Here is a 24457-nt window from a genome sequence, read left to right on the forward strand (position 1 = left end):
ATCTTCTAGCTGTGACTGAAACCGCGGATGCAATGCAGCCAGCGCCCAACGAGGCGCGCGAGCAGTGGATGGAGCTGGCCGAAGAGGTACGCCAGCATCAGTTCCGCTACTACGTTCGTGACGCGCCCGTCATTTCGGACGGTGCATTCGACACATTGCTCGGGCAGCTCAATGCTCTCGAAGAGCAGTACCCGGATCTGCGAACTCCCGACTCTCCGACGCAACTCGTCGGCGGCGGGTTCGCGACAGACTTCACGTCCGTCGATCACCTCGAGCGGATGCTCAGCCTCGACAACGTCTTCGACGAGTCCGAACTCCGCGGATGGATCGCCAAGGTAGAGCAGGAAACCGGGCCGGAACTGCACTATCTCTGCGAAGTGAAAATCGACGGTGTCGCGCTCAATCTCGTCTACGAGAACGGCAAACTCGTGCGTGCCGCAACCCGCGGTGACGGTCGTACGGGCGAGCTGGTCACTCTCAATGCCCTGACGATCAACGACATCCCGGAGCGGCTCACCGCCACGGACGAATACCCGATTCCAACCTTGCTCGAGGTGCGAGGAGAGGTGTTCTTCCGCCTCGAGGACTTCGCGGCACTCAATGCCTCCCTCGTGGAGGAGGGTAAGGCGCCGTTCGCCAATCCGCGCAACTCTGCGGCGGGCTCCCTGCGTCAGAAGAATCCTGCCGTCACCGCGCGTCGTCGCCTCGGCATGATCTGCCACGGGTTCGGGCGCATGGAAGGGTTCGAGCCGGCTTCGCAGTACGACGCCTACGTGGCCCTCGCCGCCTGGGGGCTGCCGGTGTCCACGCACACCTCGCGGGTGGTCGGCGCCGACGCCGTGGTCGAGAAGATGAAGTACTGGGGAGAACATCGCCACGACGTCGAGCACGAGATCGACGGGTTGGTGGTCAAGGTCGACGAGATGTCGTTGCATCGACGTCTGGGCACCACGTCTCGCGCACCGCGGTGGGCGATCGCGTACAAGTACCCGCCGGAAGAGGTCACGACCAAGCTCCTCGACATCCGGGTCAGTGTCGGCCGTACGGGTCGCGTGACGCCGTTCGCGTACATGGAACCCGTCACGGTAGCGGGTTCCACTGTGTCCTTGGCCACGCTGCACAACGGATCCGAGGTCAAACGCAAGGGTGTGCTGATCGGCGACACCGTGGTGTTGCGTAAGGCCGGAGATGTGATTCCCGAGGTCCTCGGACCCGTGGCAGACGTGCGCGACGGTACCGAGCGCGAGTTCGTGATGCCGACGCATTGCCCCGAGTGCGGCACGTTGTTGGCACCCGCGAAAGAGGGCGACATCGACGTGCGATGCCCTAATCAGCAGTACTGCCCGGCGCAGTTGCGCGAGCGCGTGTTCCACGTCTCGGGGCGCGGAGCATTCGACATCGAGGTGCTCGGTTACGAGGCCGCGGCCGGGCTGCTGGAGGCGAAGGTCATCGGTGACGAGGGCGATCTCTTTTCACTCGATGCCGAGAAACTGATCGAGGTTCCCATCTTCCGCACCAATGCGGGAGCACTGTCTGCCAACGGAAAACGCTTGCTGGCCAACCTGGATTCGGCCAAGGACAAGCCGTTGTGGAGAGTGCTTGTGGCACTGTCGATTCGGCACGTCGGCCCCACTGCTGCGAGGGCGTTGGCCGGCGAATTCGGTTCGCTGCAACGTATTCGGGAAGCGTCGGTCGACGAGTTGGCTGCAGTCGACGGTGTCGGATCCACAATCGCCGCCGCTGTCGTGGAGTGGTTCTCCGTCGACTGGCATCAGCAGATCGTCGACAAGTGGGCTTCGGCCGGGGTGCGCATGGAGGACGAGCGAGACGACTCGATTCCGCGCAATCTCGAGGGTCTCTCGATCGTCGTCACCGGTTCGCTCGAGACGTACTCGCGAGATCAGGCGAAGGAAGCGATTCTGGTGCGCGGCGGTAAGGCGGCTGGGTCGGTCTCGAAGAAGACTGCGTTTGTCGTCGTCGGTGAAGCGCCCGGTTCCAAGCATGACAAGGCAGTCGAATTGGGTGTGCCGGTGCTCGACGAAGACGGCTTCCGGCGGTTGCTCGAAGATGGCCCGGATGCGGTCGCTCCCACCGATTTGGACGAATCAGAGTGACTTTGTCCGATTTCTGAGATTGGTGTGCTGGGTGCGATAGTGACGCCATGATCGAGATTCGTGAAGTTCTACCGGCTGAGTTCGAGACCGTCGGGGAACTGACTGTGCAGTCGTACGTGGGTGGCGGATTTGTCGCCGGCGGATCGCCGTACGCGGAGCGCCTGCGAGACACCGCAACTCGGGTGGAGCAGGGGCGGGTGCTGGTTGCCGTTCTCGGCGAAGAGGTCGTGGGTTCTTTGACGATCGCCGAACCCGGCACGCCCTTCGCGGATGTTGCGCAGAAGGGCGAACTCGAGTTCCGCATGCTCGCGGTCTCGCCGCAGGCTCGGGGATCGGGCGCCGGAACCGCATTGGTTCGCGCAGTGATCGCCGAAGCCTACGACCGAGGCGATCACTCGGTGGTCATCTCGACGCAGCCCGAGATGGTCGATGCTCGTCGCATCTACGACCGCAACGGGTTCGTCCCCGATCCCGAGCGCGCGTGGGAGCCGATTCGCGGTATGGAGCTGACGGTCATGGTTCGCGGTCTGGCCTGATTACCCGGCCTGGTCAGCCCAGCACTGTCGCGACGATTCCGGCGAGATAGCCGAGGCGGGCTATCTCCGAAGGGCGAAATTCGGGTCCTCCGGGACGACCGAGCATGAGGACGCGATTGCCGGAGCCGAGCGGTGCGGCAGCGAGGCTGGTGTTCATCTCTCGCCAGACGTCCGGAACCCAGTCGGCCTCGCCGTCGAGGGCGGTGGGCTTGTCCAGTGGCATCCACGGAATGTCGGTGGCATGGGTTTCCGGCGCGCCGGCGCTACCGACGACGCGGTACGCACCGTGCTTGCCGATGTCCGCGACGACGCACCAGCCGACTCGCAGTACACGCGGCGCGCCGTCGACGAGGACCTGTAGTCGATCGTTTCGGGCTGTCGCAACGGAATCGATGAGTTCGAGCTCACGATGGGTGTCGAGAATCCCGGCGTAGGGGCGGATCGAATCGACCAGCACGTCGGGCAGATGCTCGGCAGCGGTGATCAAGGTGTCGGGCAGTGCGCCCGGTTCGACGTCGACCACGAGGTCGTCGATGGCAAAACCGTCGCCTCGCTCCACGACGTCGAGGGAGAGGATGTCTGCGCCCACGGATCCGAGAGCTACGGCGAGCGCGCCGAGGCTGCCGGGTCGGTCGGGCAGTTGGACGCGAAGCAGGTACGACACGTGCGTGCCTTTCGCTGATCGGTTCTCGCCCGGATCACGTCGACCCGGGCCACACCCATCTTTGCACTTGCTCAGCACGCGTTGGTGGGCGCCGCGGCGGGGTCACACCGGGTGCACATGCTTGTCACACGAGCGAAACACGAGGTGGATTCGACGTGGCGGTGGACACAGTAGGCGTGCGTACCGGTCGACACAGCAGGCGTGCTTACAGGTCTGTCGCGGCGAGGAACTAGGCTGGAGCGGCAATGTTCACGTCCTCTTCCGAAAGGGGCCCCGCGGTGCCTGCCATCTCCCGTGACGAGGTCGCGCACCTCGCGCGGCTGTCCAGACTCGCCCTGTCCGATGCCGAACTCGACGAGTTCGCCGGTCAGTTGGATTCGATTCTCAACCACGTCAAGGTGGTCACCGAGGTTGCGGCCGACGACGTCCCGCCCATGGCGAACCCCAATGCCGTCACCAACGTGACGCGCCCCGACGTGATCGTGCCCGGGTTGACCCCCGAGCAGGCATTGTCCGGAGCACCCGCAGTCGAACAGGATCGCTTTGCGGTTCCGCAGATCCTTGGAGAGGGCGAATGACCGATCTGACCACGCTGGACGCCGCTGAGCTGGCCGGCAAGATCCACTCGCGTGAGGTGTCCTCGGTAGAGGTCACGCAGGCGCATCTCGACCGCATCGCTGCCGTCGACACCGAGTACCACGCCTTCCTGCACGTTGCCGGTGAAAAGGCTCTCGAAGCCGCCGCAGCAGTGGACAACTCGCTCGCAGGCGGAAACGAACCCGCTTCGGCACTCGCCGGAGTTCCGATTGCGTTGAAGGACATCTTCACCACGACGGACATGCCGACCACCTGTGCGTCGAAGATTCTCGAAGGCTGGGTTGCGCCGTACGACGCGACCCTGACGAGCAAGCTTCGCGCTGCGGGCATCCCGATCCTCGGCAAGACGAACCTCGACGAATTTGCGATGGGCTCCTCCACGGAGAACTCCGCATTCGGTCCGACGCGTAACCCGTGGGATGTCACCCGCATCCCCGGCGGATCCGGTGGCGGTAGCGCTGCAGCGCTCGCGTCGCGTCAGGCCCCGTTGGCCATCGGCACCGACACCGGTGGGTCGATCCGTCAGCCCGCTGCGGTCACCGCGACGGTCGGAACCAAGCCGACGTACGGAACTGTCTCGCGCTTCGGGCTCGTCGCGTGCGCCTCCTCGCTCGATCAGGGTGGCCCCTGTGGTCGCACCGTGCTCGACACCGCTCTGCTGCACGAGGTCATCGCCGGGCACGATCCGCGTGACTCCACGTCCATCGACGCCCCCGTGCGTCCGGTGGTCGCTGCGGCACGTGAGGGTGCAGCCGGGGACCTGCGCGGCGTCAAGGTCGGTGTGGTCAAGGAACTTCACTCCGACAGCTACCAGCCCGGCGTCATCGCTTCCTTCGACGCTGCTGTCGAGCAACTCAAGGCTTTGGGCGCCGAAGTTGTCGAGGTTTCGTGCCCGAGCTTCGAGCACGCGCTCGCGTCGTACTACCTGGTGCTGCCCAGTGAGGTCTCGTCCAACCTGGCCCGCTTCGACGCCATGCGCTACGGACTGCGCGTCGACGAAGGCAACATGAGTGCCGACCAGGTCATGGCGGCAACCCGCGCCGCCGGTTTCGGCCCGGAGGTCAAGCGCCGCATCATGATCGGTACCTACGCACTGTCCTCGGGCTACTACGACGCCTACTACGGTTCGGCGCTCAAGGTTCGTACCCTCATCGCACGCGATTTCGACAAGGCCTACGAGAAGGTAGACGTACTGGTCTCGCCGACCAGCCCGTTCACGCCGTGGAAGTTGGGGGAGAAGGTCGGCGATCCGTTGGCCATGTACCTCTCCGACCTGTGCACGCTGCCGACCAACCTGGCCGGACACTGCGCGATGTCGGTGCCATCGGGTCTGTCCGCGGACGACAACCTGCCGGTGGGCTTGCAGATCATGGCGCCCGCCATGGCTGACGAGCGCCTCTACCGTGTCGGTGCCGCCTACGAAGCTGCTCGCGGCCCGATTGCAACTGCAGTCTGACCTGTTTGCTGTGCGCCTTTATTAACCCCCCGCGGTTAATAAAGGCGCACAGCAGTTTCAGGAGCAAGTCCCCAAAGCTGTTCCCTGATCGGTTCCGTAGCGGTGGCCGTGACCGGCGGGTACACCGAGCGAACCGAGCATGTCGACGGTGGTCTGCAAGAACGTGACGCCTGGGATCCACTGCGGGATCGGGCCGTCCTGCACGGCACGGCTCAGATCCGGCTTCTGCGTCGCGAGGGCGGGGGACCACCACACCACCGGGTCGGACGTGTTCGCGAGGACGGTTGCGCCGTCCGTTCGTGTGGCGCCGGCCGGGGGACCGGCCCACAACACGTCGCACGGGACGATGGGACTGCCCTCGGACAGAGCCTCGGTCAGTGCGGCGCTGCCGCCGACGGCGCCGAGGCTCTGTCCGTAGAGGAACAGGTCCGGTCGATCCTCGGCCGGCATCGCGGCAATGTGGCTACCGACAGCCGTGAACAGGGCGGTGGCTGATTCTTCGGCGTCGTCGCGGCTGAACAGGAATGTCGCCCAACTGGGTGCGTCGGAGTATTGCTGCCCGACTATCGCGACGTCTCCGCCGAACCGTTGCTCGATACCGTCGACTGCGTGGGTGTCGATCCAGCCCGAGCCGGTCGGAACGGCCACCACGACGCTGTTGCGGGCGAAGCCGCCGACGCGATCGAGCTCACTCACGGCGAGAGCGGCACGCGATGCGGCATCGGGTGCGGAATCCGCACCGGCGTAGACGCGCACCGAGTCTTCGCCTGCAGCAACGAACTTGCGTCCCTCCGCGCCCATCGAGGTCCACGAGATGAGCGATTCGGAGTTGCCTGTCGCGGAGGCCGAAAGCGGCTGTGTCAGAGCGGTGTCGATGTACGCGTTGGACTTGTCGAACGAATCGGCGAGACCGTTCCAGACGGCGGGACCGACGACCAACTGCACTCCGAGGACTCCCATGACCAGTGCGCCCACGCTCCGCGCGAAACCCATCCACCGCAGCGCCTTCGAAAGTCCGACCCCGAGGCCCCAGAGTGCAAGGGCGGTCAGCGAGGCAATGCACCCCGCCTCCACCCAGTGGATCAGCCCGGCAGGCGGTGCGCCCATCGCTGCTCGCAGCGAGTTCTGCCAACCGGCGGCGGCGAACATCGCAACTGAGGTGGCGGCCGTCGACAACCCGAACGCGGTGATGCGCCAATGACGTTCGTCGAATCGGGCCTTGACCCGGTCGGGGACGAGCCGACGGGCTACCGCGGAGAACGCCCACATCGCCAGTAGCCCGACCGCGACGAGCAGACCGCTGAATACCCCTTGGAGTGCGGCTGATCTCGGCAGCAGTCCAGGGGCAAGTGAGACGGCGGACATCGCTGCCACGGCGACGCTCGTGGACACCCGGGGGAGTGCGAGCGCCCCGACTCGGGCGAGGACGGGGGTCCGTGACGCATTCAGAACGCTCATGCTGCAATCGCTTTCGGGGAGAAGGAGAACTCGTTCGACGGATCGAGGCGCCGCGATCGCATCAGGGTGAAGCCGAGGGTGGAAACTGCCAGAACTCCGGCCGTGCCGTAACCGAACCCCGATTCCGCGACCGGTGTCAGATAGCTTTGGCGCCAAGAGTTTCCGTTCACAGCAGTGACTGCCACATCGGCCATCGCGAAGCAATACCCACGTGAGAGAAAGGACGTGCGGTCTTCACAGGCCGCGTGCATTCGCTCGTCGAGTTGACCGTCGAGGACCTGGCGGGCCCACGGCCCCAGTTCCGTTCCGTGCGAATGCGCGTAGCGGAGTAGGTCGTATCCGAGATCGTGTGCTTTGCATGCCGAGTCGAATTCGTCGGGAAGCGGAATCGGTGACGAGCAGTCGCCGTGGGGATTGGCGAGGTATCCGTCGACGACGGTAGGCGTGTAGCCGGCAAATGCGGCGAAATCCGACGGGATGGTGGTCGCAGCATCAGAGGCATCCGCGGTAGTCACAGTGGCGATCGCCCTGGATGCGTTCGAATTCTCGGTGCGCGGCGGCTCGGCTCCGCTCGCTCCGGCAGTGACGGTGATCGCTGCCGTTGCCGCAAGCGCCAGGGCAGCCCAGGTGCCGGCGCTTCGAGAGAGGTCTTTCACTCGTGTGATCCGCATGCCGTTCACGCTATGAACGGACAATCCTGGCGGTCATCGCTCTGGAGAGGGGTTCTCCGACGTGCGATCGGGTGAGAATTCCCTCCCCTGTGATACCTCGGAGGTAGGGGGATCTCACTCTGCAGTATGAGGACTTTCCGGGTTCGCCTTCATAGGCTTGACGGGTGATCAAGGTCCGAAGGAAGAACAGAGGCGCACCGGATGTGCCCGCGCCGACATACACCACTGCCGGGTCGGTGCTGTCCGGCCTCGACGGGGCGGTCGTACATTCGGAGAAGGTGCGCCGGGCAACCAGTTTCGTGGCCCGCGGTCAGTTCTGGAACATCGTCATCGTAGTGATCACTCTGATCCTCTATTCGATTGCCTGGCCGACACTGCAACTGACGCATCATGTTTCGCCGCCGATCATGCCCTTCGTCGCCGCGTTGGCCGCCTTTCCGTTTGTCCTGATCCGGATCAACGCTCCGTTGGGGTGGGCGGTGTCGGCGGTGTCGGCACTGATCATCCCGTTGGTGTTCGACAACACAACTGGTTACGACTACCCGTGGCAGGTCGTCCACATCATCGTGCTGATGTCGTTGCTGGCCGCGGTGAGTCTGCGAGCACCCATTCAGGTTGTCGGTGTCGCCTGGATCGCCACGGTGCTGCTTTTTTTCGGCAACGCTCCGGGAAGCGACGGAGCCGGTTGGGCTGTCGGATTGAGCGCCCTGGTGGTCTTCTGCCTGCTGATCCGCTGGTTGGTTCTCTCGCGCCGTCAGTTGGCCAAGCAGGAGGAAGTCAGTGAACTCGAACGCACACGGCGCACGATCCTCGAGGAGAAGGCGCGGATCGCCCGGGACTTGCACGACATCGTGGCCCACCACATGTCGATGGTGGTCGTGCAAGCGCAGAGTGCGCCGTACCGACTCGATGCGGTCACTCCCGAGATCCGGACCGAATTCGAATCGATAAGTGAGACAGGGCGAGCAGCGCTCAACGAGATTCGTGGTCTCCTCGGAGTGCTGCGCAGCGACGGTGACTCCGTGGTGACGGCCCCGCAACCGGGCGTCGATCAGTTGGACGAACTGCTGCTCGGCAGTACCCGTGCGGGACTTCCGGTGTCGTGGCGAGTCGACGGAGATCGAGCGTCGGTCTCGGAATCCACGGGCCTTGCGCTCTACCGGATCATTCAGGAGTCGATTACCAATGCGGCCAGGCATTCACCAGGCGGACCCATCGAGGTCGCCGTGGCGTTCGGCCCGCAATCGGTGAGCGCGCTCGTGAACAACGGGCCTTCGCCATTGGGTGGCAATCAGCACTCGGCGTCGGAAACCACTGGTGGCAATGGAATACGCGGAATGCGTGAGCGGGCTTCGGCGGTGGGCGGCATGCTGTTGGCAAACCGGCGCGAGGACGGAGGGTTCGAGGTCCGGGCCGAGTTGCCGTCGATGCCCGCCTAGGCTGTCCGAGTGCCCATCACAGTATTCATCGCAGACGACCAGGCGATGGTTCGACAAGGGTTCGGAGCCCTACTCTCCGCCCAGCCAGACATCAGCGTGATCGGCGATGCGCCGGACGGCAAGATCGCCGTCGCCGAGGTCGCGCGACTGCGTCCGGACGTGGTGTTGATGGATGTTCGTATGCCCGAGATGAACGGACTCGACGCTGCCCGCCAGATTCTGTCCGCCGGATGGGAACCGCCGGTGCGAGTCCTCATGCTCACCACTTTCGACATCGACGATTACGTCTACGAGGCATTGAGCGTCGGAGCGAGCGGGTTCATGCTCAAGGACGCACCGGCTGAGGAACTGATTCGGGCGGTGCGCGTCGTCGCCGAAGGGCAGGCCTTGCTGGCGCCGACGGTGACGCGTCGCCTGATTGCCGATGTGACCAGCCGGCGGGCCGCACCGCGCGCACGGCCCGCAGCGCTCGATGCGCTGACCCCGCGTGAGCGCGAGGTCCTCGAACTGATCGCCCGCGGATTGTCCAACGTCGAGATCGCCGAGCGGCTGTTCGTCGCCGAGCAGACCGTCAAGACCCATGTCGGGAAGGTGCTGTCCAAGCTCGATCTGCGCGATCGCGCCCAGGCAGTCGTGTTGGCGTACGAAAGCGGGCTCGTCACGCCGGGTTAGTGGCCCAGTGCGGCGCGGCGTTGCGGCTCGGCAACGCCGCTATCCTGCGGCAATACGGTGACTGGGGGAAGATGGACACCAAGATCCACAATCCGGTCACGAGAGGTGCTGCACTATGCGAATCGGAATCCTCACGGGCGGCGGCGACTGCCCGGGCTTGAACGCGGTCATCCGCGCCGTCGTACGTACGTCGGCCGGTCGTTACGGCAGTACCGTGGTCGGATTCCGGGACGGCTGGCGGGGATTGCTCGAGGACCGCAAGGTCCCGCTCGACTCCGATGACCGCATCAACCGCATCCTCACCCGCGGCGGCACGATCCTCGGCACCGCTCGCGTGAACCCCGACAAACTCCGTGCGGGCCTCGATCAGATCAAGCAGACCCTCGACGACAACGGGATCGACGTCCTGATCCCGATCGGCGGCGAAGGCACACTCACCGCGGCCAGTTGGCTTTCCGAGAGCGGCGTACCCGTGATCGGTGTGCCCAAGACGATCGACAACGACATCGATTGCACTGACGTGACTTTCGGTTTCGACACCGCCTTGGCTGTCGCCACCGACGCCATCGACAGACTCCACACCACGGCTGAATCGCATCAGCGCGTCATGCTCGTCGAGGTGATGGGCCGGCATGCGGGCTGGATCGCGCTGCAGGCCGGACTGGCGTCGGGGGCACACCTGACTCTGGTTCCGGAACAGCCGTTCGACGTCGACGAGGTGTGCGCGATGGTCAAGAAGCGCTTCCAGCGCGGCGACTCCCACTTCATCTGCGTCGTGGCTGAAGGTGCGATGCCCGATCCCGCGTCGATGACTCTGCGCGAAGGTGGCATAGACGAGTTCGGCCACAAGATCTTCACCGGTGTCGCGCAGCAGCTCGGAAACGAGATCGAGCGCCGGATCGGCAAGGAAGTTCGCACCACCGTCCTCGGGCACATTCAGCGCGGTGGCACCCCGACGCCGCACGACCGCATCCTCGCCACTCGCTTCGGCGTTCATGCCACCGACGCAGCTCACCGCGGAGATTTCGGTCAGATGGTCGCGTTGCACGGAACGTCCATCGACCTCGTTCCGCTCGCCGAGGCGACCCGCAAACTCAAGACGGTGCCCAAGGAGCGCTACGAGGAGGCAGCCGCATTCTTCGGCTGAGCCGCAGACGCATAAACTGATCACCATGACTGCTGTCGATGCGCCCGACATCCTCGATTACGACGAAGTACTGACCAAGTACGAGCCTGTGATGGGTATGGAGGTGCACGTAGAACTCGGCACCGCGACCAAGATGTTCTGCCCGTGCCCCACCGAGTTCGGTGCCGAACCCAATACCCAGGTGTGCCCGGTCTGTCTGGGCATGCCCGGTTCGTTGCCGGTGGTGAACGCAGCCGCTGTCGAGTCCGCGATCCGGATCGGCCTTGCGCTCAACTGCTCCATCACGCCTTGGGGCCGATTCGCACGCAAGAACTACTTCTACCCGGATCAGCCGAAGAACTACCAGATTTCCCAGTACGACGAGCCGATCGCAACCGAGGGCTACCTCGACGTGATCCTCGACGACGGGACGACGTGGCGTGTCGACATCGAGCGCGCACACATGGAGGAGGACACCGGTAAGTCCCTCCACGTCGGTGGCGCTACGGGCCGTATCCACGGTGCGAGCCACTCACTGCTCGACTACAACCGTGCGGGTGTGCCGCTGGTGGAGATCGTCACCAAGACCATCCACGGTGCCGGTGAGCGCGCTCCCGAGGTTGCCCGCGCCTACGTGACGGCGCTTCGTGATCTGCTCAAGTCTCTCGACGTCTCGGACGTGCGGATGGATCAGGGATCGATGCGCTGCGACGCCAACATCTCGCTGATGCCGATCGGCGCCAAGGAACTCGGAACGCGTACCGAGACCAAGAACGTCAACTCCCTCAAGAGCGTCGAGGTCGCAGTTCGCTACGAAATGCGCCGTCAGGCAGCAGTTCTCGACGCCGGCGGCGAGGTCATCCAGGAGACCCGCCACTTCCAGGAAGCCGACGGCACCACGGCCGCCGGACGCCGCAAGGAAACGGCCGAGGACTACCGCTACTTCCCGGAACCGGATCTCGAGCCTGTTGCTCCGAGCGCCGAGTGGGTCGAAGAACTGCGCGGCACCTTGCCGGAGCTTCCCTGGATTCGCCGCGCGCGGATCCAGAAGGACTGGGGAATCTCCGACGAGGTCATGCGTGACCTCGTCAACGCCGGCGCCATCGATCTGGTGATTGCGACCACCGAGGCCGGTGCTTCGCCCGAGGCAGCGCGCTCCTGGTGGCTGTCCTACCTGTCGCAGCAGGCCAACACCCGCGGCGTCGAACTCGGCGCTCTGCCGATCACCCCGGCGCAGGTTGCGCAGGTCGTAGCTCTCATCGACAGCGGCAAGCTCAACAACAAGGTCGCTCGCCAGGTCGTCGATCACGTCCTCGACGGCGAGGGTGACCCGGAGCAGGTTGTCGCGGCCCACCCGGAGCTGGTCGTCGAACGTGACGAAACCAAGCTCAAGGCAGCCGTCGACGAAGCACTCGCGGCCAACCCCGACATCGCGGACAAGATCCGCAGCGGCAAGGTCCAGGCCGCCGGAAAGATCGTCGGCGACGTCATGAAGGCCACCCGAGGACAGGCAGACGCGGCTCGTGTGAAGGAACTTGTCATCGAGGCGTGCAGCTAGCGCACACTGAATTTCTGACACTGATGCCCGGCCGAATCGAATTCGGCCGGGCATCAGTGTTTTTCCGCTGTCGTTCTACCGCTGTCGGTCTACAGACCAGGGACCACAACCGCACGGCCGCTGAGCGTTCCGGCAGCCAGTCGTCGATACGCTTCGGCACCGTTGTCGAGACTGAAGGTCTCCACCGCGATGTCGAAGATGCCGGCGTGGGCGAGGTCGATCAATTCGATCAACTCGTTGCGGGCACCCCAATACGGAACTGTCACCGAAGCCTCGTAAGGACTTTGGAAGAACCCGACTTTGGCGTGGGCCTGGCCGTCCCCGATCCCGACGATCGTGACGTCTGATCCGACGCCGGCGACAGCCATCGCGGTGTCGATGGTGGGCTGGTAGCCGACGAAGTCGAGAACCAATGCGGCGCCTTGACTTCCAGTGATCTTGCGGACGTTCTCGGCCGCGTCCTTGTCGGACAGAACCACTTCGTGAGCGCCTACCTTGGTTGCCAGTTCGAGCTTGTCCGCGCTCACGTCCAAAGCGATGACCGTTGCCGCCGAGAGGTGGCGGAGGAGCTGAATAGCGACGTGGCCGAGACCGCCGGTACCAATGACAACCGCGTACGAGCCTCCGCGAAGTTTCGGCAGAGAACGCTTGATCGCGTGATACGGCGTCAGACCGGCGTCGGTCAGCGGCACCGTCTTGACCGGGTCGAGGTCACCGATCGGGACAAGGTGGCGAGGAGAATCGACGATCATGAACTCGGCCAACGCGCCGGGTGCACCGAGACCGGGAGGATTGATTCCGAGTTCTTGGGCGCGAGAGCAATAGTTCTCGAGTCCTTGTGAGCAGTGCCAACAGTTGCCGCAACCCCAAGGCCCGTAGACGACGACATTGGTTCCGATGTCGAGACCTTCGACACCCTCGCCGACGGCGGCGACCTTGCCTGCGCCTTCGTGGCCGAGCGTGAGCGGAAGGCCGTAGGTGTACTGCTCTTCGGGCAGGCTCATGATGAAGTCGTCCGAGTGGCAGACGCCAGCAGCGGTGACTTCCAGGAGCACTTCACCTGGACCGGGCTCGGGTTTGGGAATCTCCGTGAGTTCGGGTTCCGCGCCGATTCTCGTGTACTGGATTGCCTTCATACCGACTCCTTTGTCGTGGTTGGCCAACCGCTCCTGGCAAGTGCGGGGTGTTTAGCCCCGCTAATAAAAGAGTACGCATCTGTGCATGTTCGGTCACGGGATCCGTGACCGAACAGACATGGCGCTTCGGCGATCGCGGTTCAGTCGATCCCGCCGCTGCCACTCGGCATCGGGATCTTGACCACCTTGTCGTCGTTCGGCCCCGGCTCGCCCGCGGTCTTGTTGATCGTGCTCGCCCACATCAAGCCGTCGGATCCGAGCGCCAAACCGCCCAGTTGGCCGTACGTGTCTTTCGCCACTGCCGACGGCGCGGTGGTGATCGCTCCCGTTCCGGGGTCAGCGGCCAATGCGGAGATCGCTTTGCCGGCCCCCAACGCGACAGCTACCACTCCCTGCGCCGCAATGCACCCCCCGACGCCGGGCCGGTCGGGCCAGGTCCAAGCGGGCGACGTCACTGTGCCGTCGGAGCCGACGCGTTGGAGGCGATCTTCGAGAGTGGTTCGGTCGGTGACCCAGGTCGCGATGCCGGGATCGACACACACGCCGCCGCCGTTACCGATTCCGGACAGAACAACTTCCGGGCGAGGCGGCGAAGCGTTTGGCGTCAACGATCGGACTCGCAACAGTTTCCCCGCCAACGAGCCGGGATCCTGAGCAACCGCAGGGTTGCCGGTATCGCCGGTCAGGACCATGAGCTGGTCCGGGGCCGCGAACTCGAGTGATCCGCCGTTGCCGCTTGCACCGCGCGGGATTCCGCCGAGGACCTCCTTGGCGGTGTCACCGGGAGCAATGCGGACCACCCGGTTGTCGGTTCCGGTGGTGACGTAGGCATAGATCAGGTTGTCTTCGACAAATGTGGGGGAGAGGGCGATGTCGAGCAGTCCGCCGTCGCCGCTGCCGTCGACGTCGATCTTGGCCACCTCGACCGGTGTCGTGTTGGGGGCTACCTGCATGATTCGGCCGGTTCGCCGTTCGGCCACCAGTCCGGAGTTTCCGTCCGGGAGTGTGACGAGGCCGCCGGTGGTGTCGAGACAGGTTGCGATCACGGCGGTGTCGGCGTCCTGACACGGCCCGAGGGGGCCGGTCCGCGGCGCCGGCGGCGTGGTCGACGGCGGCGGGTTCTCCGGCTGCACTTCGGCGCTTGCCTGGTTGGTCGGTTCGGGTGTGAACGGCGAGGCAGTCGATTCGTCGAAGTCCGCGCAACCTGCGAGCAACGATGTCCCGAGCACCAGAGCCAGTGCGCCCAGCGCTGCATGCCTACCCGTAGTCATGCCCAAGACGTTACGTAACCCACGGCAGATGCCGCCACGCCGGACCAAGGTTCCCCGTCGAGTTCGTGAATCGGTCATAGGCTCACCTACGTGACTGACGAGCGAAAAGATCCCAGCGAGTTGTCGGATGCGGACAAGCCGACGGGCAACGTGTCCAGTCCGTATGACTCGCCCACCGAACAATTTCCGACGGTGAGCGCCAAGAATCCGTTGCCGCGGACCGACGACGATCTCGATTTCGGTTCCACGAACGCCAACTCGCTGACCGAACAGATACCGACATACCGAGCGCCGGGCGCGGATCAGCCGACAGTGGCTCTCGAGCGAGAGACGGCGTACGACGCTCCGATCACCGCCGTCCCCACCGCCGAAGCCGTGGCAGGGACCACCGAGACTCCGCGGGGCCGAGGCACTCTCGACCTCGGTTTGCTTGCACTGCGTTTGGCCGTCGGCGGAACGGCACTGGTGCACGGTCTGCAGAAGTTGACCGGTATCTGGAACGGGCCGGGTCTGGGCGGTTTCGAGACGATGCTGGCGGATGCCGGGTTCCAGCAGGCGAAGTGGATGGCGATCCTCGGCGCCGTCGGTGAGGTCGCAGGTGGCGCCCTCCTGATCCTGGGGTTGCTGACTCCCGTTGCGGCAGCATCGGTTCTGGCCGTGATGATCAATGCGTGGGCGCTGCGTCAGGCGAGCGCACCTGGACTGGAGTACTTCGCCCCGGCCGGTACCGAGTACGAGATGCTGCTCGGAATCTGTGCGGGCGTCATCATTTTGACGGGTCCTGGCCGTATTTCGCTCGACGGTCGTCGTGGCTGGGCAACCCGCCCGTTCGTCGGATCGCTCGTGGTCTTGATCCTCGGCATCGCTGCCGGCGTCTGCACTTGGATCTTCCTGAACGGTGCCAATCCGCTCATCTGAAACTCGCGTCGTCGAACAAACGAACCGCCGCTCTCCGAATCGGAGAGCGGCGGTTCGTCTGTGAAGGATCAGTCCTTGACGAGTACCGGGTCGGCGTTCGCGGACGGGATGGCTGTTCCGTCCTTGAGCTTGCGACCGAGGACCGACTTGCGGTGACCGTAGGCGAAGTACACGAGCACACCGATGGCCATCCAGACGAGGAACCGGATCCAGGTCTCGACCGAGAGGTTGAGCATCAGCCAACCGCAGGCGAGCACGGCGACGATCGGCACGAAGGGCACCAGTGGGACGCGGAATCCGCGCGGCAGGTCGGGGCGGGTGCGGCGTAGGACGATGACACCGACACAAACCAGGACGAATGCGAACAGCGTTCCGATGTTGACCATCTCTTCGAGCGTGCCCATCGGGAAGAAGGCTGCCAGGACGGCGACGATGCCACCGACGATCAACGTGATGCGCATCGGGATGCCCTTGGCGTTGGTCTTGGCCAGGCTGCGCGGCATGAGGCCGTCACGGGACATTGCGAAGAGGACGCGGGTCTGGCCGAGCATCATGACCATGACAACTGTCGTGAGGCCGGCCAGGCCACCGAAGTTGATGGCGGTTTGTGCCCAACCGATTCCGTTGGCCTCGAATGCGGTTGCGAGGGTGGCGCTGGAATCGCCGACCAGAGGACTGCCGTCCTTGAGTTCGGTGTACTTGACCATGCCGGTCAGGACGAGTGTGACGGCAACATAGAGAACGGTGACGATGGCGAGCGAGCCGAAGATTCCGCGTGGCAACGACTTCTGCGGGTTCTTGGTTTCCTCGGCCGTGGTGGCGACGACATCGAAGCCGATGAAGGCAAAGAACACGAGGCTGGCTGCGGCGAGCAATCCGTAGGCGCCGTAGCTACTTCCGCCTGCACCGGTCAGCCAGGAGAACAAGGTCTGATGGATTCCGCTTGCAGAGCTCTCGGATCCTTCGGACGGCGGGATGAAGGGAGAGTAGTTCTCCTTCTTGATGTAGAACGCGCCCACGACGATGACGAGCAGGACTACTGCGATCTTGATCGCGGTAATGATCGCGGAGACTCGCGAGGAAACCTTGGTGCCGATCGCGAGAATCAGGGTGATCGCGCCGATGATGAGCAGTGCGCCCCAGTCGAAGCTGATCGACCCGATGTGGGCGGTGGTGCTGCCGCTCGCCCCGATGACGTTGCCGAGGTACAGCGACCAACCCTTGCCGACGACGGCGGAGGCGAGAGCAAACTCGAGGATGAGGTCCCAGCCGATGATCCAGGCTGCGAACTCACCGAACGTCGCGTAGGAGAACGTGTATGCGCTGCCTGCGACTGGAACGGTGGAGGCGAACTCCGCGTAACACAGCGCGGCAAGGCCACAGGCGATCGCAGCGAGAACGAATGCCAGTGAAATCGAGGGTCCTGCGACATTGCCTGCGGTTCGAGCAGTCAGCGTGAAGATGCCTGCGCCGATGACGACGGCGACTCCGAATACCGTGAGGTCCTTCGCGGTCAGTTCCTTCTTGAGCTTTGTCTCAGGCTCGTCGGTGTCCGCGATCGATTGCTCGACGGATTTGGTGCGCCATATGCCGACTCCGGGCATGTATTGCTCCTTGGTTGTTTCCCGTCGACCTTGTGGGTGGCGGGCGGTGGCTGACTGTCGTCGTTGTGATGTGCGTCTCAGCGACCTGATGAGGGAACCACTGGTGAGCGCCGTGTGCAAGTCAGCTCGCTCGAACTGACCGAAATGATCACCTGACTGGAAGTCATCCCCCCTCATGTATCTGAATTGATCAGCTGGTGTCTGGAACCCTACGTCCAAGTGAATTCGCTCACGAGCCGGACGCGCGATTCAGTCTGAAATGTCTGATAGCTCATATCGTTCCGTTCGTGTTCCGCGTGTCGGCCGACTATTCGGTACCTTTCGGTCGGTCTTGTGGTCGATGAGTCTCACAGTTGCGGTACGTCCGTACCAGAATTATGTATATGTGTATCCGCGCAAGACGGCTGACAGGCCACTGAACCCACTACGACGCAGTGGCGTTCGGTGGTGGTACTCCGACGTCTCTCGACGCTTCCGAACTCGACCGGATGTGCGATGTCGCGGAATTCCGTATGGGCGCTGACCTTTCATCCGTTCTCGTGTGAAAGAAGTCCCTGGACGCTGCGCCGGCTCAGGTCGCCATGCGCATGTCCTACGTGTCGGCGTGGTTGTCGAAGGTGCTGCCGACGATGCGTACCAAACCGACGGGATGATCGGATTGGTTTGTGGTGCATGCTCGTACAACACCGGAGGAAGATTTTCCGGAGGAACTGGCGCGAATCTGATCCCGATTCATCTCGCACGCTGACAGAAAAGATCCCCGGCCGAAAAGCGGCCGGGGATCTTTTGTCCGTTCGTGGCAGAACTTACGGAACGTAGCGAACCGCTCCCTTGTCGGCGGACGTTGCCAGAGCGGCGTAGGCGCGTAGGGCTGTCGTCACGGTGCGCTGACGATCCACCGGCTGCCACGGGCGCTCGGAGGCCTCCATCTTCGCGCGTCGCTCGGCGAGGACGTCGTCGTCGACCAGGATCTCGAGCGTGCGCGAGGCGACGTCGATGCGGACCTGATCGCCGTTCTGGACGAGTCCGATGACTCCGCCTGCGGCAGCCTCGGGGGAGATGTGACCGATGGACAGTCCGGAGGTTCCGCCCGAGAAACGACCGTCGGTGATCAGTGCGCATTCCTTGCCGAGGCCTGCGCCCTTGAGGAAGGCAGTGGGGTGCAGCATTTCCTGCATACCGGGGCCACCCTTGGGGCCTTCGTAACGCACGACGAGAACGTCGCCGGCCTTGATCTTCTTCTGCAAGATGACCGAGACGGCTTCTTCCTGAGATTCGACGACCAGCGCCGGGCCCTGGAAGGAGAACAGTTCCTCGTCGATGCCGGCAGTCTTGAGGATTGCGCCGTCGAGTGCGATGTTGCCGCGCAGGACAACCAAGCCGCCTTCGACGGTGTAGGCGTTCTCGACGTCGCGGATGCAGCCGCCGGCCGCATCGGTGTCGAGAGCAGACCAACGGTTGTCCGTGGAGAACGGTTCGATGGTGCGCACGCCGCCGGGAGCCGCGTGGAAAAGCTCGATTGCCTCGTCGGTTGCCTTGCCGGAGCGGATGTCCCAGTCGTCGAGCCACTGGTCGAAGCTCTTGGTGTGCACGGTGGACACGTCGGTTTCGAGGAGTCCGCCGCGGCGAAGCTCACCGAGCAGCGCGGGGATTCCGCCGGCGCGGTGGACGTCCTCCATGTGGTAGTCCGAGTTGGGGGAGACCTTGGACAGGCACGGCACCTTGCGGCTGATCGCGTCGATGGTGTCGAGGTCGAAGTCGACCTCGCCTTCCTGAGCCGCAGCCAGCGTGTGCAGGACGGTGTTGGTGGAACCGCCCATGGCGACGTCGAGAGCCATCGCGTTGCGGAACGCTGCCGGGGTCGCGATGTTGCGCGGCAGCACCGACTCGTCGCCGTCGCGGTAGTACTTGAGGGCAGCCTCGACCACGGTGGTGCCCGCACGAGAGAAGAGTGCGTGACGAGCCTTGTGAGTTGCCAGCGTGGAGCCGTTGCCCGGCAATGCGAGGCCGAGGGCTTCGGTCAGGCAGTTCATGGAGTTGGCGGTGAACATGCCCGAGCACGAGCCGCACGTCGGGCACGCGCTGCGCTCGACCTCGTCGAGGCCTTCGTCGGACACGGCATCGTTGGCAGAGGCCGAGATCGCCGTGATGAGATCGGTGGGGGCTTGGGCCACGCCGCCGACGACCACTGCCTTGCCTGCTTCCATCGGACCGCCGGAGACGAACACGGTCGGGATGTTCAGACGCATCGCGGCGTTGAGCATGCCGGGAGTGATCTTGTCGCAGTTGGAGATACACACCAGTGCGTCGGCCGTGTGGGCGTTTGCCATGTACTCGACCGAATCGGCGATGATCTCGCGGCTCGGGAGCGAGTAGAGCATGCCGCCGTGGCCCATTGCGATGCCGTCGTCGACTGCGATGGTGTGGAACTCACGAGCGACGCCGCCGGCCGCACTGATGGCCTCGGCAACGATCTCGCCCACGTTCTTGAGATGCACGTGGCCGGGTACGAACTGGGTGTACGAGTTCGCTACGGCGACGATCGGCTTTCCGAAGTCGGAATCCGTCATTCCTGTGGCGCGCCACAGGGATCGGGCTCCGGCAGCATTACGTCCGATGGTGGTGGTGCGTGACCTCAACGGGGGCATGGGCGTGTTCCTTATGTGATCGTTGCTGGTCCACTCAAATAGAAGCGAGGGCCTTTCAACGCTACTCGCGTGCTACGGGCGCTTCTCTTCGGGCTGGTCCTGTGAGTTCTCGGCGACCTCGGATTCTGCTTCTGCTTCTGCAGCTGCTTCTTCCTCTTCGGCTTCCTTGGCGGCGAAGGCTTCTGCCGCCGATGCATAGGGATCAGTGATGCGGCCGCCGCTGGCGATCGCGATCTCGGGAAGCCTGACGAAGCTGACCGCAGGCAGGGTCACCTCGGTTCCGTCGGTGAGTTCCGCGCGCGCCCAGCTGCGCTTCGGGAAGCGGAAACCCTTGACATCGTCCCAGGCGAGGGTGCGCTTGGAGAACGTCGAGCGGACCTCGAGGCCGTCAGGGCTGACGGTGGTGCGCAGTCGCGCGACGAGATACACGGCGATGATCGGAAGGATCAGCAACCAGCTGAAGGCGACGGGCCACCCGAAGATCGGGAAGCTGACCGCGAACAGGAGGAACGCGCACGCCATGTAAGCGAGCTGCGAAATGCGGATGACGTGCCGAAGTGGTTTCGGCGTGTGGGATGATTGAGCCGGTGGCACGGGCTGCTGCGAAGTTGACACCTCTACATCTTCGCATTGCAGCCGATGTATCTCAGATTCTGGGACGGTCGACTCACCAAGTTTGCCGTTCGCGACTAGCGCCTCTACTGTCGAGTGCGTGAAACAGAATGAGTTGCTCGTAATCGGCCGGCGCGTCGTCGCCTGAGTCGATTTTTCAACTCACCAGATAACGACGCGCCACCCTCGCTCAGCAGATGCTGACGGGGGTTTTTTGTTGCCCGGAGCCAGAATCAGAGGATTTCCCAGTGAGCGCACCAACAGCACGGCCTCAACCCACGCCGCGCAAGTCAGGGACACCGAGCCCGACAACCGCGGCTGCCGCAACCCAGACGGCCAACCGTCGCCAGCTCCCGCCTGAGCGGGTAACCGGCGCGCAGTCTGTGGTTCGAGCCCTCGAAGAGCTCGAGGTCGACACGGTATTCGGCATTCCCGGCGGTGCCGTGCTCCCGGTTTACGACCCACTCTTCGATTCGGTCAAGGTCCGCCACGTGCTCGTGCGCCACGAGCAGGGTGCAGGCCACGCTGCCACCGGTTACGCCCAGGCGACCGGCAAGGTCGGCGTCTGCATGGCTACCTCGGGTCCCGGTGCGACCAACCTGGTCACGCCACTGGCCGACGCGCAGATGGACTCCGTTCCGATCGTCGCGATCACCGGACAGGTGGCGCGCTCGCTGATCGGTACCGACGGCTTCCAGGAAGCCGACATCTCAGGCATCACGATGCCGGTCACCAAGCACAACTTCCTGATCACCGACGCGATCGACATCCCGCGCATCATGGCCGAAGCCTTCTACCTCGCGGCCAGCGGTCGCCCCGGCGCCGTCCTGGTCGATATCCCCAAGGACATCCTGCAGTCGCAGACCACGTTCTCGTGGCCGCCGGAGATGCGTCTGCCGGGCTACCGCCCGGTCACCAAGCCGCACGGCAAGCAGGTTCGTGAAGCTGCACGTCTGATCGCCGACGCCAAGTCGCCGGTTCTGTACGTCGGTGGCGGCGTCATCAAGTCGGACTCCTCGCCGGAGCTGCTCGAATTGGCAGAGCTGACCGGTATCCCCGTCGTCACCACGCTGATGGCCCGCGGCGCGTTCCCGGACAGCCACGACCTCAACTGCGGTATGCCGGGAATGCACGGCACCGTTGCCGCAGTCGCCGCTCTGCAGCGCAGCGATCTTCTGATCACCCTCGGCGCGCGTTTCGACGACCGCGTCACCGGTCAGCTGAATTCCTTCGCGCCCGACGCCAAGGTCATCCACGCCGACATCGATCCGGCCGAGATCGGCAAGAACCGTTACGCCGACGTCCCGATCGTGGGCGACTGCAAAGAGGTCATCACCGAACTCATCGAGGCTATCCGTGCCGACATGGCCACGGGCACCACGTTCGAACTCTCGGAATGGTGGGCGTACCTGAACGACATCCGTCGTACCTACCCGCTGAGCTACGACCGTCCCACCGACGGTCAGCTGAGCCCGGAGTACGTCATCCAGACCGTCGGCAAGCTCGCCGGACCGGATGCCATCTACTGCGCCGGCGTCGGCCAGCACCAGATGTGGGCCGCGCAGTTCGTCGGTTACGAGAAGCCGCGCACGTGGCTCAACTCGGGCGGGCTCGGCACCATGGGGTACGCGGTTCCCGCAGCCATGGGTGCCAAGATGGGCATGCCCGACACCGAGGTGTGGGCGATCGACGGCGACGGCTGCTTCCAGATGACCAATCAGGAACTCGCAACCTGCGCACTCGAAGGTATCCCGATCAAGGTTGCCCTCATCAACAACGGCAACCTCGGCATGGTGCGTCAGTGGCAGACACTCTTCTACGAAGAGCGCTACTCCAACACCAACCTCGGAACGCACGGCGCCATCCGCATCCCGGACTTCGTCAAGCTCGCAGAAGCATTGGGCTGCCACGGAATTCGTGTCGAGCGCGAAGAAGATGTCGAAGCTGCGATCCGTGAGGCGCAGTCCATCAACGACAAGCCTGTCGTGATCGACTTCATCGTCACCGCTGACGCACAGGTGTGGCCGATGGTCGCTGCCGGAACGAGCAACGACGAAATCATGGCGGCCCGGGGCATCCGGCCGCTGTTCGACGACGACGAGGCAGTTGCCGAGCCCGCCGTCATCCACGAAGCCATGTCACGCGAGCAAGCCGGACCCGCCGCGGGCACAGGGGAGGATCAGAAGTGAGCACCAGTCACACCCTCAGTGTTCTCGTCGAGGACAAGCCAGGCGTGCTGGCCCGCGTCTCCGCACTTTTCTCCCGCCGCGGATTCAACATCGAATCCCTTGCGGTGGGCGGAACCGAGATCCCCGAGATCTCACGTATGACCATCGTCGTCACGGTCGACGAGTTCCCTCTCGAGCAGGTGACGAAGCAGCTCAACAAGCTGATCAACGTCATCAAGATCGTCGAGCAGGACGGTGAAGCATCCGTCGCTCGCGAGCTCGTGCTCATCAAGGTGCGCGCAGATGCAAGCGTGCGCACGCAGGTCATCGAAACGGTGAACCTGTTCCGCGCCAAGGTGATCGACGTCTCCCCGGAGTCCGTCACCATCGAGGCGACCGGTACTCGGTCCAAGCTGGATGCACTGCTGCGGATGCTTGATCCGTACGGTATCCGGGAGATCGTTCAGTCCGGGGTCGTGGCAGTCGGTCGAGGGCCGAAGTCGATCACGGCCACCCGCTAGTACTTTTAGACACGTAAAAATCCAAGGAGAGGTTGAGAACTGTGGCAGTCGAGATGTTCTACGACGACGATGCCGATCTGTCGATCATTCAGGGCCGCAAGGTTGCTGTGATCGGCTACGGAAGCCAGGGCCACGCCCATTCGCTGAGCCTGCGTGACTCGGGCGTCGATGTGCGCATCGGCCTCAAGGAGGGCTCCAAGTCCCGCGAAAAGGCGCAGGAGCAGGGCCTGACAGTCGGTACGCCTGCCGAGGTTTCCGAGTGGGCCGACGTCATCATGGTGCTCGCACCTGACACCGCTCAGGCCAGCATTTTCAAGGGCGACATCGAGCCGAACCTCAAGGACGGCGACGCGCTGTTCTTCGGTCACGGCCTGAACATTCACTTCGACCTGATCAAGGCTCCGGAGTTCGTCACCGTCGGCATGGTTGCCCCCAAGGGGCCGGGCCACCTGGTGCGTCGTCAGTTCGTCGACGGCAAGGGCGTTCCCGCGCTCATCGCCATCGACCAGGATCCCAAGGGTGAAGGCCAGGCTCTCGCTCTGTCCTACGCCAAGGGCATCGGCGGAACCCGCGCAGGCGTCATCAAGACCACGTTCAAGGAAGAGACCGAGACGGACCTCTTCGGCGAGCAGGCTGTGCTCTGCGGCGGCACCGAGGAACTGGTCAAGACCGGTTTCGAGGTCATGGTCGAGGCCGGCTACGCACCCGAGATGGCGTACTTCGAGGTTCTGCACGAGCTCAAGCTCATCGTCGACCTCATGTACGAGGGTGGCATCGCCCGCATGAACTACTCGGTGTCCGACACCGCTGAGTTCGGTGGATACCTCTCCGGTCCGCGCGTCATCGACGCCGACACCAAGGAGCGCATGAAGGCGATCCTGGCCGACATCCAGTCCGGCGAGTTCACCCGTCGTCTGGTTGCCAACGTCGAGAACGGCAACACCGAGCTCGAAGGCCTGCGCAAGGCCAACGCCGAGCACCCCATCGAGGTCACCGGCAAGAAGCTGCGCGACCTGATGAGCTGGGTCGATCGTCCGATCACCGAAACCGCGTAATTCGCAGTTTCACGCTCCACGTCTCCACTGGCCTGATGTCGCGCCGGTTCAATTACGTTGAACCAGCGCGGCATTGGGCCGGAGTCGTTTTCCGGGCCGGCTGAGTCCGGATTCATATTCCATCGAGAATTCGCCCGCGAAAGTGTCCACTATGTGGTATCGCCTACCGCGTTGTGGATTCGAAGTGAGCGCGCACTAAACTATCGGTGGTTAAACCACCTTCACACCCACCT

20 protein-coding genes are annotated in these 24457 nt (G+C 64.0%); 12 read left to right on the top strand and 8 right to left on the bottom strand.

Features of this window, described 5'->3' with window-relative positions; all coding sequences use genetic code 11:
- Positions 1–11: 11 nt before the first annotated feature.
- Together ligA and FEZ59_RS27930 are read left to right on the top strand one after the other, a co-directional pair.
- Complete coding sequence (ligA, locus tag FEZ59_RS27925) at positions 12–2114, top strand: NAD-dependent DNA ligase LigA (protein WP_172933478.1); 2103 nt, start codon at positions 12–14, stop codon at positions 2112–2114.
- Between the two features lie 47 nt (positions 2115–2161).
- Positions 2162–2650, top strand: a complete 489-nt coding sequence (locus FEZ59_RS27930; protein WP_019747912.1) for a GNAT family N-acetyltransferase — start codon at positions 2162–2164, stop codon at positions 2648–2650.
- A gap of 13 nt (positions 2651–2663) precedes the next feature.
- Here the strand turns inward: FEZ59_RS27930 and FEZ59_RS27935 are convergent, their stop codons facing one another.
- On the bottom strand, positions 2664–3314 hold the full coding sequence (locus tag FEZ59_RS27935; protein WP_020969299.1) for a hypothetical protein: 651 nt from the start codon (positions 3312–3314) through the stop codon (positions 2664–2666).
- A 278-nt stretch (positions 3315–3592) separates the two neighbouring features.
- Between FEZ59_RS27935 and gatC the strand changes: the two genes are divergently transcribed.
- Positions 3593–3892 (top strand): Asp-tRNA(Asn)/Glu-tRNA(Gln) amidotransferase subunit GatC, encoded by a 300-nt coding sequence (gatC, locus tag FEZ59_RS27940; RefSeq protein ID WP_003944747.1) that lies wholly within the window; start codon positions 3593–3595, stop codon positions 3890–3892.
- Complete coding sequence (gene gatA, locus FEZ59_RS27945; RefSeq protein WP_021333078.1) at positions 3889–5367, top strand: Asp-tRNA(Asn)/Glu-tRNA(Gln) amidotransferase subunit GatA; 1479 nt, start codon at positions 3889–3891, stop codon at positions 5365–5367. The genes gatC and gatA overlap by 4 nt, the downstream gene beginning before the upstream one ends.
- Before the next feature lie 57 nt (positions 5368–5424).
- On the opposite strand, the gene FEZ59_RS27950 is transcribed toward gatA, so the two are convergent.
- Together FEZ59_RS27950 and FEZ59_RS27955 are read right to left on the bottom strand one after the other, a co-directional pair.
- Entirely contained in the window at positions 5425–6825 is a 1401-nt protein-coding gene (locus tag FEZ59_RS27950; RefSeq protein ID WP_172933479.1) for an alpha/beta-hydrolase family protein, read from the bottom strand.
- Entirely contained in the window at positions 6822–7496 is a 675-nt protein-coding gene (locus FEZ59_RS27955) for a hypothetical protein (protein WP_172933480.1), read from the bottom strand. Before FEZ59_RS27955 ends, FEZ59_RS27950 begins: the two co-directional genes overlap by 4 nt.
- 164 nt (positions 7497–7660) lie before the next feature.
- On the opposite strand from FEZ59_RS27955, the gene FEZ59_RS27960 reads away from it, so the two are divergent.
- The 4 genes from FEZ59_RS27960 (at position 7661) to gatB (ending at position 12291) form a co-directional block, all read left to right on the top strand.
- On the top strand, positions 7661–8935 hold the full coding sequence (locus FEZ59_RS27960; protein WP_172933481.1) for a histidine kinase: 1275 nt from the start codon (positions 7661–7663) through the stop codon (positions 8933–8935).
- Between the two features lie 9 nt (positions 8936–8944).
- Positions 8945–9607 (top strand): response regulator transcription factor, encoded by a 663-nt coding sequence (locus tag FEZ59_RS27965; RefSeq protein ID WP_007729374.1) that lies wholly within the window; start codon positions 8945–8947, stop codon positions 9605–9607.
- 115 nt (positions 9608–9722) lie between these two features.
- Entirely contained in the window at positions 9723–10754 is a 1032-nt protein-coding gene (locus FEZ59_RS27970) for an ATP-dependent 6-phosphofructokinase (RefSeq protein ID WP_019747919.1), read from the top strand.
- 25 nt (positions 10755–10779) lie between these two features.
- A complete protein-coding gene (gene gatB / locus FEZ59_RS27975) occupies positions 10780–12291 on the top strand; it encodes an Asp-tRNA(Asn)/Glu-tRNA(Gln) amidotransferase subunit GatB (protein ID WP_019747920.1) in 1512 nt (503 codons plus the stop codon).
- A gap of 89 nt (positions 12292–12380) precedes the next feature.
- On the opposite strand, the gene FEZ59_RS27980 is transcribed toward gatB, so the two are convergent.
- Together FEZ59_RS27980 and FEZ59_RS27985 are read right to left on the bottom strand one after the other, a co-directional pair.
- Positions 12381–13427, bottom strand: coding sequence for an NAD(P)-dependent alcohol dehydrogenase (locus FEZ59_RS27980; protein ID WP_020969304.1), 1047 nt, complete (start codon positions 13425–13427; stop codon positions 12381–12383).
- Positions 13428–13567: 140 nt separating this feature from the next.
- Positions 13568–14698, bottom strand: a complete 1131-nt coding sequence (locus tag FEZ59_RS27985) for a PQQ-dependent sugar dehydrogenase (protein WP_020907254.1) — start codon at positions 14696–14698, stop codon at positions 13568–13570.
- 90 nt (positions 14699–14788) lie between these two features.
- Here FEZ59_RS27985 and FEZ59_RS27990 point away from each other — a divergent pair, with 90 nt between their 5' ends.
- Positions 14789–15616 carry a DoxX family protein gene (locus tag FEZ59_RS27990; RefSeq protein ID WP_019747923.1) on the top strand — a complete coding sequence of 276 codons (828 nt, stop codon included), beginning with the start codon at positions 14789–14791 and terminating at the stop codon, positions 15614–15616.
- 68 nt (positions 15617–15684) lie between these two features.
- On the opposite strand, the gene FEZ59_RS27995 is transcribed toward FEZ59_RS27990, so the two are convergent.
- The 3 genes from FEZ59_RS27995 to FEZ59_RS28005 all read right to left on the bottom strand — a co-directional run bounded on the left by FEZ59_RS27995 (position 15685) and on the right by FEZ59_RS28005 (position 20462).
- Positions 15685–17220, bottom strand: coding sequence for an amino acid permease (locus FEZ59_RS27995; RefSeq protein ID WP_019747924.1), 1536 nt, complete (start codon positions 17218–17220; stop codon positions 15685–15687).
- 806 nt (positions 17221–18026) lie between these two features.
- A complete protein-coding gene (ilvD, locus tag FEZ59_RS28000) occupies positions 18027–19868 on the bottom strand; it encodes a dihydroxy-acid dehydratase (RefSeq protein WP_019747927.1) in 1842 nt (613 codons plus the stop codon).
- 72 nt (positions 19869–19940) lie between these two features.
- On the bottom strand, positions 19941–20462 hold the full coding sequence (locus FEZ59_RS28005; RefSeq protein WP_021333074.1) for a PH domain-containing protein: 522 nt from the start codon (positions 20460–20462) through the stop codon (positions 19941–19943).
- A 266-nt stretch (positions 20463–20728) separates the two neighbouring features.
- On the opposite strand from FEZ59_RS28005, the gene FEZ59_RS28010 reads away from it, so the two are divergent.
- The 3 genes from FEZ59_RS28010 to ilvC are packed head-to-tail and all read left to right on the top strand — an operon-like array spanning position 20729 to position 24224.
- The gene (locus FEZ59_RS28010; protein ID WP_019747929.1) at positions 20729–22669 is read left to right on the top strand and encodes an acetolactate synthase large subunit; all 1941 of its coding nucleotides are present in this window, start codon (positions 20729–20731) and stop codon (positions 22667–22669) included.
- Positions 22666–23169, top strand: coding sequence for an acetolactate synthase small subunit (gene ilvN / locus FEZ59_RS28015; protein ID WP_003944718.1), 504 nt, complete (start codon positions 22666–22668; stop codon positions 23167–23169). The genes FEZ59_RS28010 and ilvN overlap by 4 nt, the downstream gene beginning before the upstream one ends.
- 53 nt (positions 23170–23222) lie before the next feature.
- Complete coding sequence (gene ilvC, locus FEZ59_RS28020; RefSeq protein WP_029255107.1) at positions 23223–24224, top strand: ketol-acid reductoisomerase; 1002 nt, start codon at positions 23223–23225, stop codon at positions 24222–24224.
- The last annotated feature ends 233 nt before the right edge of the window (positions 24225–24457 follow it).

This window comes from Rhodococcus sp. MS13, from assembly GCF_013277835.1.
Lineage (GTDB): Bacteria > Actinomycetota > Actinomycetes > Mycobacteriales > Mycobacteriaceae > Rhodococcus_F > Rhodococcus_F erythropolis.